General features: G+C 55.0%; 14 protein-coding genes. 3 read left to right on the forward strand and 11 right to left on the reverse strand.

Going from position 1 to position 19,643, the window contains the following annotated elements; genetic code table 11:
* Window positions 1-6: 6 nt before the first annotated feature.
* The 3 genes from ACR64Q_RS14725 to ACR64Q_RS14735 all read right to left on the reverse strand — a co-directional run bounded on the left by ACR64Q_RS14725 (window position 7) and on the right by ACR64Q_RS14735 (window position 9,207).
* Window positions 7-8,709 carry a glycoside hydrolase family 94 protein gene (locus tag ACR64Q_RS14725; RefSeq protein ID WP_313732064.1) on the reverse strand — a complete coding sequence of 2,901 codons (8,703 nt, stop codon included), beginning with the start codon at window positions 8,707-8,709 and terminating at the stop codon, window positions 7-9.
* A gap of 138 nt (window positions 8,710-8,847) precedes the next feature.
* Window positions 8,848-9,006 carry a DUF3309 family protein gene (locus tag ACR64Q_RS14730; RefSeq protein WP_020482747.1) on the reverse strand — a complete coding sequence of 53 codons (159 nt, stop codon included), beginning with the start codon at window positions 9,004-9,006 and terminating at the stop codon, window positions 8,848-8,850.
* A 69-nt stretch (window positions 9,007-9,075) separates the two neighbouring features.
* Complete coding sequence (locus tag ACR64Q_RS14735) at window positions 9,076-9,207, reverse strand: DUF3096 domain-containing protein (RefSeq protein WP_020482748.1); 132 nt, start codon at window positions 9,205-9,207, stop codon at window positions 9,076-9,078.
* Between the two features lie 468 nt (window positions 9,208-9,675).
* Between ACR64Q_RS14735 and ACR64Q_RS14740 the strand changes: the two genes are divergently transcribed.
* Window positions 9,676-10,446, forward strand: a complete 771-nt coding sequence (locus ACR64Q_RS14740; protein ID WP_313732063.1) for a Crp/Fnr family transcriptional regulator — start codon at window positions 9,676-9,678, stop codon at window positions 10,444-10,446.
* A gap of 103 nt (window positions 10,447-10,549) precedes the next feature.
* Here the strand turns inward: ACR64Q_RS14740 and ACR64Q_RS14745 are convergent, their stop codons facing one another.
* From ACR64Q_RS14745 to ACR64Q_RS14765, 5 genes are all read right to left on the reverse strand, one after another.
* Window positions 10,550-11,896 (reverse strand): diguanylate cyclase domain-containing protein, encoded by a 1,347-nt coding sequence (locus ACR64Q_RS14745; protein WP_313732062.1) that lies wholly within the window; start codon window positions 11,894-11,896, stop codon window positions 10,550-10,552.
* 318 nt (window positions 11,897-12,214) lie between these two features.
* Window positions 12,215-12,787 (reverse strand): cytochrome b, encoded by a 573-nt coding sequence (locus ACR64Q_RS14750; RefSeq protein ID WP_313732061.1) that lies wholly within the window; start codon window positions 12,785-12,787, stop codon window positions 12,215-12,217.
* 336 nt (window positions 12,788-13,123) lie between these two features.
* Entirely contained in the window at window positions 13,124-13,537 is a 414-nt protein-coding gene (locus ACR64Q_RS14755; RefSeq protein WP_313732060.1) for a carboxypeptidase-like regulatory domain-containing protein, read from the reverse strand.
* A gap of 127 nt (window positions 13,538-13,664) precedes the next feature.
* Window positions 13,665-14,549: an OmpA family protein gene (locus tag ACR64Q_RS14760; protein ID WP_026601597.1), complete on the reverse strand. Its 885-nt coding sequence runs from the start codon at window positions 14,547-14,549 to the stop codon at window positions 13,665-13,667.
* Between the two features lie 18 nt (window positions 14,550-14,567).
* The gene (locus ACR64Q_RS14765) at window positions 14,568-14,954 is read right to left on the reverse strand and encodes a DUF4398 domain-containing protein (protein ID WP_020485203.1); all 387 of its coding nucleotides are present in this window, start codon (window positions 14,952-14,954) and stop codon (window positions 14,568-14,570) included.
* 382 nt (window positions 14,955-15,336) lie between these two features.
* Between ACR64Q_RS14765 and ACR64Q_RS14770 the strand changes: the two genes are divergently transcribed.
* Window positions 15,337-15,885 (forward strand): PAS domain-containing protein, encoded by a 549-nt coding sequence (locus tag ACR64Q_RS14770; RefSeq protein WP_026601598.1) that lies wholly within the window; start codon window positions 15,337-15,339, stop codon window positions 15,883-15,885.
* Between the two features lie 32 nt (window positions 15,886-15,917).
* On the opposite strand, the gene ACR64Q_RS14775 is transcribed toward ACR64Q_RS14770, so the two are convergent.
* Window positions 15,918-16,229 carry a hypothetical protein gene (locus tag ACR64Q_RS14775; protein ID WP_026601599.1) on the reverse strand — a complete coding sequence of 104 codons (312 nt, stop codon included), beginning with the start codon at window positions 16,227-16,229 and terminating at the stop codon, window positions 15,918-15,920.
* Window positions 16,230-16,468: 239 nt separating this feature from the next.
* Between ACR64Q_RS14775 and ACR64Q_RS14780 the strand changes: the two genes are divergently transcribed.
* Entirely contained in the window at window positions 16,469-16,957 is a 489-nt protein-coding gene (locus ACR64Q_RS14780; protein WP_026601600.1) for a septal ring lytic transglycosylase RlpA family protein, read from the forward strand.
* Between the two features lie 172 nt (window positions 16,958-17,129).
* On the opposite strand, the gene ACR64Q_RS14785 is transcribed toward ACR64Q_RS14780, so the two are convergent.
* Window positions 17,130-17,492: a hypothetical protein gene (locus ACR64Q_RS14785; RefSeq protein WP_026601601.1), complete on the reverse strand. Its 363-nt coding sequence runs from the start codon at window positions 17,490-17,492 to the stop codon at window positions 17,130-17,132.
* Between the two features lie 7 nt (window positions 17,493-17,499).
* On the reverse strand, window positions 17,500-19,461 hold the full coding sequence (shc, locus tag ACR64Q_RS14790; protein ID WP_409521144.1) for a squalene--hopene cyclase: 1,962 nt from the start codon (window positions 19,459-19,461) through the stop codon (window positions 17,500-17,502).
* Between the last annotated feature and the right edge of the window lie 182 nt (window positions 19,462-19,643).

Consider the following 19,643-nt stretch of genomic DNA (forward strand, 5'->3'; position numbering starts at 1 on the left):
AAAGCGCTAGCTGCCAAGCACCACCGACACCTGATGTGATTTTCCGTCATCCAACAACCTGATACCCTCGCGAGGCATTTGTGCCCCACCATCTAGTGTCATGCTGGCAATGCCTCGGCTCACACCATTCGGGTTATCAATACTGATCTGGTACACACTGGTGCCATGCCGATAGGTCACGCTGTAACTCTGCCAGGCACGGGGTATGCACGGTTCGAACAGCAAACGGTCGCCGCATACTTGTAAGCCCAAAATGGATTCCAAGCCGGCCCGATAAAACCAACCGGACGCGCCGGTGTACCAAGTCCAGCCGCCTCGGCGGGCGTGCGGGGCTTCGGAATAAATGTCCGCCGCCAGCACATAGGGTTCTACCTTATAGGCATAGACCCCGGTACGGCTGGTAGTGCGCTTGATTGGATTGAGCATGCGCAGCAATTCGCCAGCTTGATCGCCTTCACCGAGCATGGCATAGGCAATCACCGACCAGATGGCCGCATGCGTGTATTGCCCGCCGTTCTCGCGGATGCCGGGCGGATAGCTTTTGATATAGCCGGGATCGCGCTCGGTCTTGTCGAACGGCGGCGTGAACAACAACAGCAAATCGTCGCCGTAGCGCACTAGATATTCGCGTACCGATTCCATCGCCCGCCGCGCCCGTTCCGGGTCGGCGGCGCCGGAGATGATGCCCCAACTCTGTGCAATAGAGTCGATGCGACATTCGGAGTTAGTCGCCGAACCCAACGGCGAGCCGTCGTCGAAATAGGCGCGCCGGTACCAGGCGCCGTCCCAGCCTTCCGTTTCGACGGCGCTCCGCAGTTGTCCGGCATGCTCAAGCCAACGTACAGCGCGTTCGTTGTCGCCACGTGTTTCGGCTATCACGGCAAACTCTGACAGAGTTTTGATCAGAAACCAGGCCAGCCAAATGCTCTCGCCCTGCCCGCGATTGCCGACCCGATTCATGCCGTCGTTCCAGTCGCCGCTACCGATCAAGGGCAAACCGTGCGCGCCGGTGGCCAGACTTAAATCCAACGTGCGCGCGCAATGTTCAAACAGACTGGCTGCTCGCAAGGTTTCGGTAGGATGAAAATAGGCATCATCCTGTTCCGCCACCAACTCCGGCCCTTCCAGAAACGGTAATGATTCCTCCAGTATCAGGGTATCGCCGCTGACCTTGAGATAATGCGCCACCACAAACGGCAGCCAAACCCGATCGTCGGAAAAACGGGTGCGCACGCCGCGACCGGTAGGCGGATGCCACCAATGTTGCACGTCGCCCTGCTCGAACTGACGGGCTGCGGCGCGCAAAATATGTTCCCGCGTTAAATCGGGCCTGGTCACCGCCAAAGCCATGCTGTCCTGCAATTGATCGCGAAAACCAAACGCACCGCCCACCTGATAGAAGGCAGCCCTGGCCCACATCCGGCAGCTCAGGGTTTGATACAACAGCCAACTGTTCAACAGCACGTCCAACTCGTGATCCGGGGTTTTGACTTGTACCTTACCCAGTATGGTCTGCCACGACTGCGTGACTTCGGCAAATGCCCTGGCAAGGTCAACCGCACGATGCCGACGAATCAATTCCACAGCATGTGCTTTGTCCTTGCCCTGCCCCAGAAAAAATACGATCTCAATCTTTTCATCCGCCGCCAGCTCTATGCTGGTTTGCAAAGCCGCGCAGGGGTCCATGCCGGCACCGACCCGGTTTTTCAGCGGTTTGCGGTTCAACAAGCCGGCCGGCGCGTCCAGACTGCCGTTGCGGCCGAGAAACTCGCTGCGATTGGCCGTCCAGGCAGTCTGCCGTCCGGCCAAGTCGGCAAAGGCAATCCGCTCCCCAAACTCTTGATCCCAAGGGTTATAAGCCAGCATGGCGCCGGTTTCCGCATCCAGTTCCGTGACGATATGCGGCGCGGTGACGCTACGCGAGGCGCCGAGCACCCATTCCAGATAGGCGGTCACGCTCAAGCGGCGGCGGCGCCCCGAGACATTGGTCAAGGTCAATGCAGAAATTTTGACCGGATCGTCCGGGCTGACGAACTGCAACAATTCGCTATGAATGCCATGCGAATGATGCTCGAAGCGACTATAGCCCTGGCCGTGCCGAATCAAATAGCCGGCATTGTCGACGCGGATCGGCAGCGCGGTCGGTGTCCACAATTCGTTGCTGTCCTCGTCGCGTATATAAAATACTTCGCCCGGCGCATCGCCGACCGGATCGTTCGACCAAGGCGTTAACTGGTTTTCCCGGCTATTGCCGCACCAGGTACAGCCGCTACCCAACTCGGAGACCGTGAAACCGAACTCGGGATTGGCGATGACGTTAATCCAAGGCGCGGGTGTGCTCTGGCCTTTATCCAGCACGATGACATATTCGCGGCCATCTTTAGCAAAACCGCCCAGACCGTTGAAAAACTCCAGCGGCGGCACGGCCAAGGCCGGTGCTTCGACAGCCGGCAGCAATAATGGCTGCTTGCTAATGAAGGGCATGGCTGGTCGTGGATGCCGTAACAATTGTTCGGCCAAGGTGCCGCGATTTCCGACCAACATAGCTCTTGCCGATGTTTGCAATAAGCGCCGATCTTCCAGAGATAACAACCTGGCCTGCAACACAAAAATAGCACCCTGCTGCTCGTGCTCCGCGGAGGCCGAACGCGCCTGGTTTTCCCGCACCAGCGTTTCCAGCAAATTCTGTAAATCCTCGACGTAAGACACTTCCTTTTCATTCAGAATCAGCAGATCCACGGCAAGGCCTTTAATCCGCCAATATTCGTGCGCGCGCAGCAATTGCTCGACAATACCGCGATCTTCCGGCTCACCGACCCGCAGCAATAAGATGGGTCTGTCGCCGGAAATACCGTAGCGCCACAAACTGGTGACATTCAGCGCATTCAATTGGAGGAACTTACCGGCTGGCCGTAACGACGGATCGGCATAGAGCAAACGATTGGCCAGCATTTGAAACAACTGCGCCTCGTCGGGTTTGGTATGTAAATGATGCAGTTGTACGTGAGCATGGGTCCAGGCCAAGGCCGACGCCCGTTCCCAGGCCATTAGATTGTGATATTTGTCAGACAAATCTGCCGCCGCCTGTCTTGACGCAGCCACCAGCGTGGTGAAGGTCAAGTGCTCAGTCGCCCCCGCTGCGATTTTAATGCGGGTGCGCAAACTGAATATCGGATCCAGCACCGAGCCGACCGTATTACTCAAAGGCCGACCGTCCATCACCGCCAACGGCGCGCGCAGGGTTTGGCCGCGGCCGATAAAACGGGCGCGGTCGGTTTCGTATTGCAAACCGTCACCGGTTTGCCGGTCGGCCAGCACATGCGCGGCCCACAGTTGCGGGTCTTCCGCAGAACGTTGCCGGCGGTGCGCGAGCAAGGCGCGGGTCTGCGGCAGGTATTCAGTCTGTACGAATAGGTTGGAAAACGCCGGATGGGCTATATCGGCCTGCATGGTCGTTAGCACGATTTCGGCATAAGACGTCACTTCGATTTCCCGCTCGTGCATGCTGTTATTGGTTAAACTCAGCCGCCTGATTTCCGCATCGTCTTCCGGCGATACCACGATTTCGAGAGTAGTGACTATCGCGCCGTCCGTGCGCGTGATGCGGGCCCGATCTTCGACAAACACCACTTCATAATGCTCTGGGGTAGCAGTGGTCGGCTGATAACCGGCAGACCAGACTTGGCCGCTATCGACATCGCGCAGATACAAATAACTGCCCCAGGCATCTCGGGTGCTGTCTTCGCGCCAACGGGTCACTGCCAAGTTCCGCCATTGGCTGTAACCCGAGCCGGCAGCGGTGATCATCAGCGAGTAACGGCCGTTGGACAACAGCAGCGTGGACGGCACAGACGACATTGGCGACGGCACCCGGCGGACCGGCGGTTGCACGGTTTCTTTTACATCGGACAGTTCTTGTAGCAACGGCAGCACGCTAGTGTCGGCGCCATGCGGGATACGTTCTTGTAATAATAAATCCGCCGCCTGAATCAGCGCGGTGCGATGGAAGCGATGCCGCATCGCCCCGTCGTGTACCACATTCGCAAATGCCACCAACGACATACCCTGGTGATGCGCCATATAGCAACGCACCATGGCTACACGCTGACCTTCCGCCAGGCGGACCGGCGTGAAATCCAGCGCTTCGTAAAAACCGTAACGCCCAAGCGCACCATCCCGTTCCAGACGGGCGAAATTTTCCACGGCGGCATGCGGCAAATACATCGCCGCCAACGCCGTGGCATAAGGCGCTATCACCAATTCTTCGCCCAAGCCGCGCTTCATGCCCAGACCGGGCACGCCAAATGCGGAATATTGATAGGTAAAATAGAGATCGCGGCCATTGAACGCCGATTCGGACACGCCCCAGGGCACACCGCGCTCCTTGCCATAAGCGATCTGCCGCTTTACCACCAAGCGGCAAGTCTGATCGAGCAGACTGTAGCGCGGGGTAAAGGTCACCAGCGACGGCATCAGATATTCGAACATCGATCCCGACCACGACAGCAATACCGTGCCATGGGCCACCCGCGTCACCCGCCGCCCCAGGTGGAACCAGTGCGTACTCGGCACGTCGCGTTTGGCGATGGCGATAATGCTGGACAGCCTGGCTTCGGAAGCCAGCAAATCGTAATAACTCGGATCGATAGCGCCTTCTGCCACTCGATAACCGATGGCAAACATGTGTCGATTGGTATCGTACAAAAACCGAAAATCCATGTCCCGAAACAAGCCTTCCAGCTGCTCAACCATAAACTCAACACGTTTGTGCAATGCCTTGGCTTGATCGCCGGCCCGACGTAACAACACAATCAAGGCTTTTTTATCGGCTGTCGCTGCTTCCGGTTGTGAATATTCTTCGTGATTTGCCCAAATCGTGTAACTGCCGGGCAGATTGCATAGCGGCGTTTCCAAACCAAATTGTTGACTGAGTTCGGCACTTTGCGAACATAGTGACGGGTATTGCTCGGGAAAATGAATCCACGGGATCAACGTAGCCACATCGCGGGCATGCGAACGAATGTCGTCGCATAAAAAGGCTGCCCAGGCCAACACTTCGTTGTCCAGGCTATCGCCGCGTTCGACGGCATGCGCATTGGCCAGATCAAGTAAAGCATTAGCGCAAACGGTCAATTGCTGCCACAGCACACTCCAGCCGGCCGTGTCGACGGGCCGACTTGCCAGCAGTTCGCCAAGGATGGTGATTTTTTGTCGTAGTTCTCGCAACGTAACCGTCACGATGCGGCGGTCATCGTTGATGTCGGCCAACGCGTCGAGTAATAAGCGATGCGTATCGGCCAGTCCAAGCAAGGCGTTGGTTAAATCCAGCGGCTTGCTGGCTATTTCCCGGCAGGCTTGCGCCAACGTCAGTAAATGGCCGGCCAAATTGCCGCTATCGACGGTGGACACGTAGCGCGGTTCCAGCATCTGCAAGTTGCGGGTGTCGTACCAATTGTAAAAATGCCCGTGCAGTTTAGGTAAGTCGGTCAGGGTGGCCAGCGTCGCTTCCAGACGCTCGACGGTATCGGTCAAGCCCAACCAACCGAAATCCCGCGCGGATACCACCGACAACAAATACAGGCCGAAATTGGTCGGTGAACTGCGGTGGGCAATCACCGCTTGCGGATCTTCCTGAAAATTATCCGGGGGCAGATAGTGTTCTTCGGCGGTGACAAAGGTGGTAAAAAACCGCCAGATGCGTCTGCCATACAAACGCAATTGTGCGCTATCGGCCGGCAACAATGCTTCGGCAATATCGATTTTGGGCGGCAGGCTCAAGGCCCGCGCCACCACCGGCGCCAGCCACCACAGCAGTAAAAACGGCGCGGCCGCGACTATCGCGTCCGGGTTGCACAGCACCACCAACGCGCCGGCACCAAACACCACCGAGGACGAATGGCTGAGCGGGCGGATCAAATTCTTCAACGCATACCCTGCCCCTGACTTGGCCTGCAACGCAGTCACCCACTTCAGCAGTTTGCGGCGGGTGATGAACAAGCGCACCAGTGTGGTAACGATAGCGTCGGTCATCAACCAGGCTTGTTGTGCCAGCATGGTCAACGCCACCAGACTATTGCACAAGGCCCAAGCTACGTCTTCTAAGGCGCCGCGCAGATGGGTCGCGAAGGAAACCCCGCGCCGTGGCGCTGTGAAACCGGCAGTAAATGCCAAAACCGCTGGAAAAGCCAGCGCGGTCAGCACAAAACCGACCAGGATCGCTAACGGCGCCTGCGGTATGGCCCAACTGACAACCAGCGCAGAAAACGCCGCCGGCGCCGACAAGGAGCGGCGCAGATTATCCAGCATTTTCCAGCGGCCTATCAGTGGCATGCCTTTACCGCGCGCGCCGAAAATCCACGGTATCAATTGCCAATCGCCACGCGCCCAACGATGGCCGCGCGAGTCTGCGACTTCGGTGTGCGATGGAAATTCTTCGAAAAACTCTATGTCGCTGACCAGGCCGCAACGTACATAAACGCTCTCGAATAAGTCGTGACTGAGCTGAGTGTTATCCGGCACCCGCCCGGCCAGCGCAGCCTCGAAACTGTCGACATGATACAAGCCCTTGCCACTATAGGTGCCCAGCCCAAACAGATCCTGATACAACTCCGATACCGAACTGGAATAGGCATCGGTGCCGGAGGCCCCGGCGAAAATTTGATGAAACATCGAGCGTTCCTGGCGTTGCGGCAAGGTAGGCGTGACTCTGGGCTGCAAGATACCGTAACCGTCCACGATGGCCTGGCTGTCGGCATCGAACACCGGCTTATTCAGCGGATGTGCCGCCACCCCAACCAATTGCGCGACCACACCCATCGGCAGCTTGGTATCGGCATCCAGAGTGATGACGTAGCACACGCCGGGCGGCGCGGCGGCAGGTTGACCAGCGATCGGCAGAAACGAGGTATCGGTGGCGCCGCGTAGCAGACGATTAAATTCCTGTAACTTGCCGCGTTTACGCTCCCAGCCCATCCATTTGCCTTCACTGGCGTTCCACAAACGTTTACGGTGAAACACAAAAAAGCGCTGCTGAGCGTACTTGGCGTTCAAGGCATTGACCGCCCCAATCGCCACGCTCAACAGCTTATCGTCGTTGGCTTGAGTTTCCTGCTCGGCATCGGTCCAATCGGACAACAGCGCAAAGCGCACCGCACCGTCCGGGTTGGCCAGATAGCGGATTTCCATTTGTTCGACTTGTTGTCTAACCCCTGCTTCGCTGACAAACATAGTCGGCACGACCACGAAGGTGCTCAAGGCTTCCGGCACACCCTCTTTTAGTTCCAGACGCGGTAAATGATTGGGCGGCAGGCCGGCCACAATGAAATGATTCAGCAGGCCAACGGCGATATCCGATGCCGGAAATACCAAGACCAAAACCAGTAAGGCTAATTGAAAGCCGTTCAATCCGGCGGCGCTGGATAGGCTCAACGGCAAGGCCAATAAACACAGCGTCATTAATCCCAGGCTGCCGACATAGGCCAGCCCGGCATGACTGACATAGGTACGCAACAGCCTTTGTTTAAAGGGCGAACGGTAATGCACTTTTGCTTCGAACGCATAACGGCCGGCACCGATCAGATAGTATCCCGGCTCCATTTGCCGTTCGTCGCCACTGTCTTGATCTATGGCGATTTGCACTTCAGCGATGGCCAATTGTGCAATTTCAACTTCCGATACTGGCGAGCGCTTGGCAAGTTCTTCTATGGCATGCCGGTAACGGTCGCGCGTCAGAAAGTCCATGGCCGCATAGCCGTCATGCGCGCGTAAACAGGCATCCACCAGGCTGACGTCCTCGACAAACTGCGGCCAATCGAACGCGGAGATGGCGCGCATGCTGGTAATGATATTGCGTACCGTCATGTTGTCGGCGATTTGCGCGGCGTGTTCCCGGTGCACGATGTCGTCTAGGCTCAGGCCTTGCTCGCCGAGCCAATCGCTGAGGAATTTCAAGGACAAGGCAATCGCCGGATGCGGATCGTGCGAGCGCTGCAAAATCTGCACGGCATAGGCTTGGCGCAACTGTTCGGCCGGCAACACGCCAGCCGGAATCACCGGATCCGGACTATCGCTGCGGGCGACAACTTGTTCGACGTGATCGACAAACTGGTCCGCCAAGCGCCGGCCGTTTTGCGAACGCATGATGCTGACCGCCAAGCGCCGGAGATTTTCGACCAGCAACACCCGCAACGTAATCGGGATGGCCCATAGTTCGCCCAAGGTTAGCGGCTCGACGCTTTGATAGGCCTTGACGAACAGATTCAGCAAGTCCGGCGCGAAGCGGCTGTCGGTATGCGCCACCAAGGCCCAGGCGATGCCGTAAACGCGCGGATAGCCGGCCAACACGCCTTCGGCCAGTTTGGGTAATTCTCGCGAATAGCTTTCCGGCAGATCGACATGAATATCGCTGACCTGCTCTTCGATGACATGAAAATTATCCAACAGCCATTCCGCAGCGGGCGTGATGGCATGCTGCTCGCGTACTGCCTTGGCCACGGATTTATACGCTTCCAGCAAGACCAAGGCATTCTCGCGTACCCGAGGAATTAACTTATGGCCCTTCTTCAGCGTGGTGATTTTTTGGGCTTTTGCCAGACTGACCGCATGCTGCTCCAAGCGCTCGGTATTGAATAATTCAAAACGAATCGGTGCTTCCTCGCCGCCCGGATGCTCGCTTCTAACATGCCGCCGTTGTTCTCGCCGCTTGGCCATGGATTAGTGCTCCGATCTGATGAATGTGGTGACAATCGCCTGTCGGCGAGGTTGATTGGGCCTCGCTGGGAGGCGGTTGGCAAAAAGACTGGTTGGGCCGAAGGGAATCGAGCCCAACGTTTCTTTGGAGAGGTGTAACTAGATTCTGCCGAGTACCAGTAGAATCAATATGATGATCAACACCAAGCCTAAGCCGCCGCTGGGTCCATAGCCCCAAGAACGGCTGTGCGGCCAAACCGGGATTACGCCCAGCAACATCAGGATCAGTATAATGAGTATCAGTGTGCTAAGTGACATGGTAGTGCTCCTTAAGGAGTGAGGACGTTAACGTGAAACTGTGCAGAACAGCCCGAACTAAGCATGCACCTAGCGGTGTATCAACCCCAACACCCCCACGACAATCAAATAGACCGCCACGAAATAATTCAGGAACCGGGGCACGACTAAAATCAAAATGCCGATCACCAGCGCCAGTAAGGGTTCGATTGCCAGATTCATGATAAACCTCCGCGAATAGTGGAGATCAGAGCTTAACCCGATGATCTGGCAGGGTCTGTACGCTATCGCACACACCTCGCCTTTAAGCCAATGCCGTTAAATTAAGCACTCATAGGTGAAAATTTATTCGCACCACAAAGGGGTGTTCGGGATTGGCGGCCTAGGCCATATGGGTATCAATTTGGCGGACGCGAGGGGCAGGCATGTGGTCGCCTTCACCAAATCCAAGTCCAAGCGCGAGGCGGGCAAGGTACTGGGCACAGATGCGGCTGTGATCGGGCGATCTCTGGCAGGTTGTTGAAATTCTCGATGGCGATACGCAAAGCGGTGCAAGAAGCTGACTATGCCGAATGCTAGTATTTGCATTTCAATGAGTTGTAGTTGACGGAGGTAGCATTCGGTATACTGATTAAGGTTCTGTATAGAATTTCAACAGCCTGTTAACCTTTCAGTTCCAAAAGAGTCTAAATGCCCGCCAAACCTGAGCCGCAACACAATCATCTTCTCGCGGCCTTGTCGCCGGACGTACAAAGCCGTTTGTTTCCTTACCTGGAACTGGTACCGTTGCCATTGCGCGCGCTGCTGTATGAATCCAGGCGGCCCATGCGCCACGTTTACTTTCCCACAGACTCTATAGTGTCGCTGCAATATATGATGGAAAACGGGGCATCGACCGCGATCTCCGTGGTGGGCAACGAGGGCTTGCTGGGCATCACCTTGTTTTTGGGCGGCGAGAGCACACCGAGCCGGTCGATGGTACAGAGTGCCGGTTTTGCTTATCGGCTCCCCAGGCTACAGGTGAAACAGGAATTCAACCGCCACGGCCAATTGTTGATGCTGATGCTGCGCTACACGCAAGCCTTGATCACGCAAATCTCGCAAACCGCGGTGTGCAACCGGCAACATTCTATTGACCAGCAGCTCTGCCGCTGGCTCCTGCTTTCCATGGATCGCCTGTCTCACAACCACTTAACCATGACACAGGATTTCATCAGCAACATGCTCGGTGTGCGCCGCGAAAGCGTCACCCAGGCCGCGCTAAATTTGCAGCAGCGGGGGGTGATTTCCTATTCGCGCGGGTTAATCAAGGTGCTCGACCGGCCGAAACTTGAAACGCTGAGTTGCGAGTGCTATAGCGTGGTCAAGAAGGAAACGGATCTGCTGCTCGATTACCTGCCGCAGCGCCACGTGATCACGAATCCCGATACTATCCCCACTGCGACGCTTCCTACGCTTTAGGCCATGAGCCTTCAATAAAAAGAGCGCCTGAACAAAGATGGACAGGTATTGCAACAAAGCAGTCAGCTAACAATTGCTCACGACAGCAACCCAGCGTCCGCAATTAGCCCATTTGGTGGGTCTGATCCGGCGAGAAAAAGTTGACCTGATTCCGTCCCTTGTTTTTCGAGGCATACATTGCAGAATCCGCATGATTCACCAACTCGGTGGCATAAGTCGTATCCTGCGGAGAGAGCGACACGCCGATACTGGCCGAGATTTGAATGGTATGGTTGCCAAGATCGAAGGGTTCGGCCAGCCGTTGCCGAATTTTTTCGGCGACGATTTCAACGTGCTCCGGATTTTGTAAGTTCTTCAAGATAACAATAAATTCATCGCCCCCGATACGCGCAGCGGTATCGCTTTCCCGAACACAGGCGTGAATGCGTTCTGCTGTTTGCTTTAACAAACTGTCGCCAGCCTCATGGCCGAATTGATCGTTGATTTCCTTGAAATAATCCAAATCAATAAACAGCAGTGCAATCGGCGAACCAAAACGGTGGGAGTGTTTGACGGATTCTTCCAGCCGATGGGTGAAAAAGCTGCGATTGGGCAATCCGGTCAAATCATCATAGTTGGCCTTAGTCCAGTTATTATGTTCCGAGGCTCTACGTTCGGTGACGTCGTGTCCTATACAGACGACTGACTCAACCTCACCGTATTTGTTGAACACCGGTGTAAATACATAGTCATGCCAGACCGGTTTTCCGGAGCTGGCTGTATAGGGCGCTTCCCGGCTAACGGACCCTTTGGAACGGATCACCTGTTCAACTTGTCCCTGTAGCTCTGCCGCAATCGGCACGTGCAGGTCGTAGCAATTTTTTCCTATCATTTCCTCCATCGTCAGACCGAATAAATCCTTCAGTTGTTTATTCGCATACACAAACCTGCCGTCAAGATCGAAGCTAAAGATTAGATCGGAACCACACGCCAGTATGGTCTCGAACATGCGGGAGTCGTACTCTTTTTCGGTCGAGTAACCGACCACTGACTCGGTGATCGCTTGATCGATGGCTTCGTTGAAGCGGATCAGATCGCCCAAGTCGGTTTCTGCATTAATCTGCTTGAAATCCTGCTTTATCCAGAGTCTGGTCACACTGGCACGCAGGGCACGAAATTCGGAGACCGTGGAATTGAGGCTGAAACCTGCCGCTAAACGTTCCGATCCATGCGTGGTTGCCGCGGTTACGGAACCATCGGAGATTTGTTGACCCTTTGCCTTTTGGCTTTGATCCTTCGCGGACTGGGGACGAGCCAGATCAGCGGCAATCGTGAGCAGCATCTGTCTGAGGTGATCGCCCAATTCGCGCTTATTCATGCCGTCCGCGTCCGGCAGGTAGTTTGCGGCGAATTCTTCCCACTCATGCAGGATACCTTCAAGATTTTCAAGGATAAATTTATCAAGGCGCATAGTGGTCTCGTTTTCTATAAGTGTTGCCGGGCCAGGAGGTCGGATCGTCAGGCTCTAAACCCCAAGCGTTTAGTTCGGCGCCCGGACCGTCGGGCATTTTTCTCGACCATCCGGGTTCTGAGCACTAACGATGCCGAAAATAGCGGCGACGGCCAGCTTCGGCGCGCGAACCATCGAGCAGATAACTCAGACAGCCAAGCTCAAAGCTTGAGCGATGAAACAAATAACTTGGACCGCCGAGCTTAGAGCAAAGCGATGCCGCAAATAAATCGAACGCCGGAGTTTAGGCAACAACGTTATTCGATTTGACGGGCTCGGTTATTCCGGTAGATCCGTGGTGTTATCCCCGCACTTCGGCAACATCCGCCGCAGGGTATTGTCGCGCAGCATATAGTGATGATACAGCGCGGCGGCACTGTGCAAACCGATCAGAAAATAACCCAAGGTGCCAACGGTTTCGTGAAACTCTTCTATCGATTCCGCGATGCTTTTGCTCTCGCCGATCAGTGCCGGCAGTTGAAAACCGAAGAACGGAACCGGTTTGGCTTCGGCGCTGAGTAGCAACCATCCCGACAAGGGCATGACTATCATCAGCGCGTACAGAGTCAGATGCATGCTGCGACCCAGCAGATTTTGCCAGCGCGGCGGTTCGGGTTGGATAGCCGGATACCGCCCTTGAAACATAAACAGCAAGCGCGGTCCAATCAACACCAATAGGCTTAGACCCAGCATAAAATGCCAGGCTTTCATGGCCTCGCGCGGATCGCTGCCCTTGGGAAACAGTTCGCGTAGTTCGATGCTGGCGTAAATCGCGACAAACAACAATACGATTATCCAGTGCAGCGCCATTGAGAGCGTGCCGTAACGTTCGGTGTTATTTAGCCATTTCATGGATTTCCTCCGTGTATTTGGGACATTTCAATGTCGCAGCTGGTAGATTCGATTGCTTCGCAGTGCTGCGAAACTGAATTAATCTTAGCAGGAACGGGTAAAGTCCACGATGATCGTGTGGTTCAAATATTACGCTAGAGCTGGCTTAGTAGCTGTGCGCTTGTGCTCCCTGTGGCCGTCATTCCCGCGAAAGCGACCGCGAAGCGAATCCAGCGTGCAAATGGACTCCCGCCCGCGCGGGAGCGACGATATTAAAGGCCGGGTTAATACTTGGCCGCACACTCTGCGATTGAATGTATTGCGGGCTCTAGTAGGAATCACGCTTAGCTGACGATTCTAGTTATTGGGCCAAGTAAACGACAGCGGTGCTCTGTGTTTGCCGTCTACCGTTACGGTTTTGCGAATCTCTTGCCCTTCATGTTCGGCGCTAATTCGATACCGTCCGGGTTTGAGTTTAGCAAACAATATCGGGCCATCGGCGACCGTTTCCAGTACGGTCCGATTATTTGCGCCGCTAATCCTGACGGCCACATCGCTGAGATACTCGCCGGAGCCTTGCATGGAAAATTGCAGGCTCAGATTGTAATCCGAGCGCACCGCTTGCAGCGCATCCCGTTCATCGCCGCCTATTCCGCCGCTAACAAAATCCACGTCGCCTTGGGTTTGGGTGCGCAGTGGCGATGAGTCCGCACTAACGGAAAAGCTGTAGACAAGCCAAGACAAAATCAGTGTGCATTGGAATAGTTTCATGGTCCTTGCTCCGTGGTTGGAGGACGTAAAGGGCATATCGCGTGAGTTCGCATATCGTCGCTCCCGCGAAAGCGGGAGCCCAGTGACATCAAACTTTACCCGGTAATGACGAATTGTCTAAATAGCACTAACGCGCGGCAATATTACCCTTTTCGTCCGACATGATAATTTCCACTCGGCGATTCAACTGCCGGCTGGATGCGGTATCGTTACCGGCAACCGGGTATTCCTCGCCGTAACCACGCGTTCTGACTCGGTCACTGTTCACACCGGCGTCCACCAAAGCGGTGCGCACTGCATAAGCGCGACGGTCGGAGAGTTCCAGATTATGTTCGTCGCTACCCCGACTGTCGGTATAGCCTTCGACCAATACCTTATAGTCGGGATATTCCTTTAGGAAGTCGCCTATTTTGTCGACATTGCGCATTCCGCCGGATTGCAGCTGGGCTTTATTGGTTCGAAACAACACGTCGCCCAAGGTAATCACCAAACCGCGTGCGGTTTTCTTCGCATTCAGTTCGTTAATCAAGATTTCCTGTTGCGCAATCAATGCCTCGTCGCGCTCGCTATTGATACCGGCGATGACCAATTCCGTTGCTTGCCGGTCTACGGTCAGTTGACTGGCCGCCGCTTGGCGTTTGGCGGCATCCGCTTCCGCGGTTCGGGCATCGAGACGCACCTCGTTGCGCTTCGCTTCGGCACTGTTGACCGCCTTTTCCGCGGTTTTACGCTTGGCGGTTACCTGCGCGATGGCCACTTGTTGGTTAGCGATATAGGCCAGATGGGTGACGCTTTCATCATCGTCGTCCTTTGCGTAAGCGTCGTCGGCCTTTTTCAGGGTATCCGACGCCTGCTTCATTTCCAGCTCTGCCAGCGTGCTGACGTCGGAATTGATACGGGCGTTGTTATAACTGTTGTGAGCATCGATTAAGGATGCATTGGGCACCGAGCTACAGCCGGCAGCAACCGCAGCGGCAAGCAGGGTTAGGGATAAATATCGATAGGTATGCATAATGGTCTCCATTGTGAATTATTGGGTTACGCGATTGAGTTCTTCGCGTAACACGCGATTGCCTTCCTGCAGCTCGCTAGCAGCCTTTTGCGCCTTGGCAGCACGAGCGGTAGAGGCCGCAAGTTGCGCATCAACCTGGGCTTGTTCGGCTTGCTGTCTGGCCATTAGATAATCTTCGCGCGCCATCGCCCGTTCGGCGGCGTCCATTTTTTCCATGGCCGCTCGCAAAGCTACCGGTGCAAATTCGTTGCCGCCGGCGCTATTGGCGCTGTTCACTGCCGCCTTGGACACCGCCATTTGTTCGGTCGGTGCCGGAATGCTCGCGCAACCGACGGCAAACAGCGCCGCGATCAGGCTTACGCCATAGATCGTCGTTAACGATCCGGGGTATGTAATTGTTTTCATGATTTTTTCCTGTGAGTTAAACATCGAATAGCATCGCTAACCGGCTTTCCAGGCTAGGCCGTTGCGGCTGGCTAGCGATTCGCCCTGTGAAATTTTTGCGCCCCGGGCCGGATCGGGTGGTAGGATTAGCGGAGTCGCGGGCTGGGAAAGCGTTGTAAGGAATTAGACGCCTTTGTGCGATGAAACACAGTTCGTTAGCGTACATAAGCCAAACCGACCGGTTCATCGACAGGTTCGACCCGACAGTTTTGCCAAGCAACAGATAGCGGTCATGCACTGCCGTCATTCATACCAATCGACTAAGCTCGGCGCAAACCGCAGCCATCCTTTTTTGGTGACTACCTACACAATTGGTCGGCCCCTCGACCTGGAGAACCAAGGCATGGACCAAAAATGGGATGGAATCGAGCGGCGTAAGTCGCTGAGAAAGGCAGCCGAAGCCATGGTGGCAAACTTATCGCCCGAGCAGCTTCGGGCTAAACCGGCCGAAATGCTGCTGCACGAATTGTTGGTGCACAAGATCGAACTGGAAATGCAATTCGACGAGTTGCAAAGAATAGATGTTGCTTTGACCTCAGCGCGAGACCGCTACCGAGATCTGTACGACTTCGCCCCGATTGGCTATATCGTTATCGATTCCGCAGAACAAATCGATGAAATTAACCTGACGGGCGCCGCATTACTGGGTATCCCGCATGGATCATCACTCAAGCTGCGGTTCTCGAAATTTGTGGCTGTAGAAGATCATCAGCGTTGGTCTCTGCAGTTCCGAAACATGATGGATTTGGTTACGACCGAGAGACTGGCTCTGGATTTAGAGATGATGCGCCACGATGGAACGCGGTTTACCGCCCATCTTGATTGCCAACACCGAGAACTTGGCGATGCATCGGTGTTGCTGGTCTCTATAACGGAGATAGGCAAATCCTGAATCGACTTCGGTCCGCCAAACCGCACACCATCCTACTGATGGGTATCAGGCAAATACAAGCTTTGAATTAGCCTTCTTTCTTCGCTGGTTAACACGACTCGGGAATATTTTTGGGCAGCGCGCTGCTGTTCGGACGCCTGTGTGTGTCGTCTATCCGCCATACGCCTGTCCTCCGCGCGCCGCATATGGTCGCGACGGTCGGCTTTCGGCCAAGCTACATAAGCGTTTTTGATATTTTCCAGCCACTCCGGTGAACCAAACGGATAGTCAGTCTGCCGTCTGTCGCGTAAACGGCGTGTTTGCACCGACCGGCGCGCTTGTGCTCGCAATTCATGGGCGCTCATATCACGCTTCCTCCTCCGGTGTCTAAAAACAGGCTGTTTCATTAGCTTCAAATTATGCGCTTGCCTGATACACGAATATGTACGGAAAGACACATAGGCGGAATTTGCTTGGCCGTGTCAGCAAATCGATTTGTGCACTATCGATCCTGCACGTTGGGCGCAAAACTAGGTACGTTAGCGCACAGACTTGCCGGTCGATTCGGCGCATGTTTTGCCTATAAAACAACAGGAGAATGGGCATGGCAACGCATCGTAGAATTTCGGGATTTATAGGCGCATTACTGATTGGATTATGGGCTAGCTCCGGTTGTCGCTCGGATCGCTCCAACGAGCAAGCTCCACAGCAGTCGCCGGATCAAGCAGGCGTACCCAAGGAAACTAAGCATAAGGAAGTCGGCGAAGCATCGTGGTATGGACCCGGCTTCCACGGCCAGGAGACGGCCAGCGGCGAGACTTTCGATCAGAAAAAACTCACCGCCGCGCACCCGAGTTTGCCCATGGGAACCAAAGCCACCGTGACCAATCTGGATAACGGTAAAAAAGTCGAAGTGACCATCAACGATAGAGGCCCGGCGGCCAAGGAAGATAGAGCTATAGACCTTTCCAGCAGTGCGGCGAACAAGCTGGATATGAAAAAAGACGGCACTGCACAGGTCAAGATCGAGACTAAATCCACCAAGAAATCCCGCACGAAAATCGACAAAGCCAAACTCGCGGCAAAGCCTTAATAAGCTATTCAGCGTGCAGTATCAACACCAAGCTCCGGCTGGGGCGAGGGGAATAATAAAAGATTACTTTTACTGATTTAAATCTCCTATCCATCAGGAGAGGGAACAGACTTTTGGCAACTTACGAGGATTTCGAGTCGCCGAGAGTAATCGAAACCTTTGAAACTTTATTTTATTGCTTCTGCAGGAAGTACCAGAGCGGCACCAGCATACCCACGCCCGCCACCACACCCGCTACCCAAATCAGTATTCTTCCGAATACCGATATTAGAAAGTCCATACCTGCCTGATCGGTTGGAAAATAGACCAAGGGAATCCGGGTTTTCAGTTGTTTTGGCGCAAAGCTTCGCACATCGAGCACGAATACCGACCCAGTCAGCAGCGCGTAGATCACAAAAAATGCCACAACTTGCGGGTCGGCAATGCCAACACCCAGTAAACCGCTGGTGTTAAGGATGGCAAGCAAGGTCAGCGGTGCCGATAGCGACAAGCCGGCGACGAATGCGCTGGTTCGGGTTGCATGAGGAAAGGCCATAATGGTTTTATCCGCTTGCCCGCGCGTTGCGATAACGAGCCAGAGCCCACAACGGAAAGAATTTGTCGTAACCGTGATATTTCAGATAAAAAAACTTCGGAAAACCCGGCGCGTTAAAACAGTCGTCGTGCCAGAAGCCGTCGGCCTGTTGATTTCTCAGCAGATAGTTCACGCCGTCGCTGACTTCCAGGCAGTCTGTTTCCTCAGCGGCCAGCAAAGCCATGACGGCCAAGGCGGTATGAAATGCGGTACTGCATTCGAATTCACCGCGAATCCTGGGGTCGTGATAGCCGATATTGCCCTCGCCCCAGCCGCCATCGGCGCGTTGCTTGGATTTCAACCAAGTCACGGCCCGACGCACGCTGGCGTCGCTCGCAGGAATGCCGGCTACGGCAAATCCCAGCAACACCGACCAGGTGCCGTAAATATAATTGGTGCCCCAGCGCCCAAACCAAGAACCATCGACCTCCTGCTCGGCACGTAAGTAAGCGACGCAGCGGTCGATAACAGGGCGATACTGCGGCATGTCCAGTTTACCTAACAGCATGATGCAACGGGCACTAACATCGGCAGTTGGCGGGTCCAACAGCGCGCCGTGGTCGGCAAATGGAATTTGATTTAAATAATAGTGATCGTTGTCGGCATCGAAAGCCCCATAGCCGCCATTGCGCGATTGCATGCCGCTAATCCAGTGTGCGGCGCGCCGGATATTCTCGGTAAATTCCGGCATCTCGGCTTGCTGCATCGCATACGCCACCACGGCGGTATCGTCTACATCCGGGTAATAGCTATTGCCGAATTGAAAAGCCCAACCGCCGCCGGCCAAGTTCGGGCGTTGTACACGCCAGTCGCCCGGCTCGTCGCTCAATTGTTTGCTCGCCAACCAGTGTAAGGCCGATTGCGTGGCTTGCCGGCTGTCCGGGTCGTGCTGCTGACTATCGACTTCCTGCAAAGCCAACACGGCCAAACCGGTATCCCAGATCGGCGACACGCAAGGCTGGCAATAAGCCGTATCGTCTTTCACCACCAACAATTTATCGATAGCTGCTCTGGCGATTTGCCGTTGGGCGTTGTCCGGCGGAATCCCCAGATAATCCATCGCCTCGTAAGCATTGACCATCGCGGTAAATATCGCCCCCAGGCCATCGTAGCCGTTTAGCCGCGCCATGAACCAGTCCGTGGCCTTGGCCGTGGCCTTACGGCGGATAAAGCCGGGTAGCAACGGCTCCAGCAGTCGGCCAATTCGATCCAACACTAAAATAGCTTTGCCTAGCGGCGTTTTGACATGGGAAAAATAATGGTTTTCCAAGTTTGCCGGCGTTAGAAACAACTCGGCAATATCAATCTTGTGCGGGTTGCGGGCTTTGACCTGATAGGTACAGAGAATGGACAACGGCACCATCACGGTCCGCGACCAATACGACACTTTGTCGATATGAAACGGAAACCACTTCGGTAACAGCATGATTTCCACCGGAATAAACGGTACACCGCGCCAGGGGATTTGTTGAAACATTGCCAGCATGATGCGGGTAAACACATTGGCCTTCGCCGCGCCGCCGTGCATCAATATCCACTCGCGCGCTTTGACCATATGCACCGCGTCCATGCCGTCGCCCGCCATTTTTAATGCGTAATAGGCTTTGATAGTACAACTAAGGTCGCCAGGGCCGTCTTTGTACAGCGGATAACTGCCGTCCGCGCCGGCCTGGCTGCGCAGGAAGTTGGCGATTTTAGCTTGCAAGGCCGTGTCGATCTCGGCCATGTAATGCATCATCAGAATGTATTCTGCGGGGATGGTGCAATCGGCTTCCAGTTCGAACACCCAATAACCGGCCGGGTTTTGTAAGCTCAGCAAGCCGGCCTTGGCTAATGCAATACCGGCATCCGGATTTACCGGTTCAGCACCGCCAGGCATATTCGCGTGGCTGACATCCGCACCGGATAGTGACGAGTTTTCTATTAGCATGATTTAGTTCTCTGATTTCACTGAGCAGGTAGGCATTTCACGCGGCATCCAATCTGGCAAAAAGCCGCTCAAAAAAAACCGCCGCAACTGAAGAACGTTGCTGCGGCGAGTCGCACACATGGTCATGGAGGCCCTGTAAAGTGAAGAGCGATGCAGGCTTAGGTTAAATATCGCGTTAGCCT

This window comes from Methylomonas sp. 2F7 (assembly GCF_057126975.1).

What these genes read in the sequence shown, in the direction of transcription:
- ACR64Q_RS14745 (WP_313732062.1), bottom strand. Translation starts at nt 11,896, where the DNA reads ATGCGCCTTGATAAATTTATCCTTGAAAATCTTGAAGGTATCCTGCAT.
- ACR64Q_RS14735 (WP_020482748.1), bottom strand. Translation starts at nt 9,207, where the DNA reads ATGAATCTGGCAATCGAACCCTTACTGGCGCTGGTGATCGGCATTTTG.
- ACR64Q_RS14785 (WP_026601601.1), bottom strand. Translation starts at nt 17,492, where the DNA reads ATGGCCTTTCCTCATGCAACCCGAACCAGCGCATTCGTCGCCGGCTTG.
- ACR64Q_RS14730 (WP_020482747.1), bottom strand. Translation starts at nt 9,006, where the DNA reads ATGTCACTTAGCACACTGATACTCATTATACTGATCCTGATGTTGCTG.
- shc (WP_409521144.1), bottom strand. Translation starts at nt 19,461, where the DNA reads ATGCTAATAGAAAACTCGTCACTATCCGGTGCGGATGTCAGCCACGCG.
- ACR64Q_RS14740 (WP_313732063.1), top strand. Translation starts at nt 9,676, where the DNA reads ATGCCCGCCAAACCTGAGCCGCAACACAATCATCTTCTCGCGGCCTTG.
- ACR64Q_RS14725 (WP_313732064.1), bottom strand. Translation starts at nt 8,709, where the DNA reads ATGGCCAAGCGGCGAGAACAACGGCGGCATGTTAGAAGCGAGCATCCG.
- ACR64Q_RS14765 (WP_020485203.1), bottom strand. Translation starts at nt 14,954, where the DNA reads ATGAAAACAATTACATACCCCGGATCGTTAACGACGATCTATGGCGTA.
- ACR64Q_RS14780 (WP_026601600.1), top strand. Translation starts at nt 16,469, where the DNA reads ATGGCAACGCATCGTAGAATTTCGGGATTTATAGGCGCATTACTGATT.
- ACR64Q_RS14750 (WP_313732061.1), bottom strand. Translation starts at nt 12,787, where the DNA reads ATGAAATGGCTAAATAACACCGAACGTTACGGCACGCTCTCAATGGCG.
- ACR64Q_RS14770 (WP_026601598.1), top strand. Translation starts at nt 15,337, where the DNA reads ATGGACCAAAAATGGGATGGAATCGAGCGGCGTAAGTCGCTGAGAAAG.
- ACR64Q_RS14760 (WP_026601597.1), bottom strand. Translation starts at nt 14,549, where the DNA reads ATGCATACCTATCGATATTTATCCCTAACCCTGCTTGCCGCTGCGGTT.
- ACR64Q_RS14755 (WP_313732060.1), bottom strand. Translation starts at nt 13,537, where the DNA reads ATGAAACTATTCCAATGCACACTGATTTTGTCTTGGCTTGTCTACAGC.
- ACR64Q_RS14775 (WP_026601599.1), bottom strand. Translation starts at nt 16,229, where the DNA reads ATGAGCGCCCATGAATTGCGAGCACAAGCGCGCCGGTCGGTGCAAACA.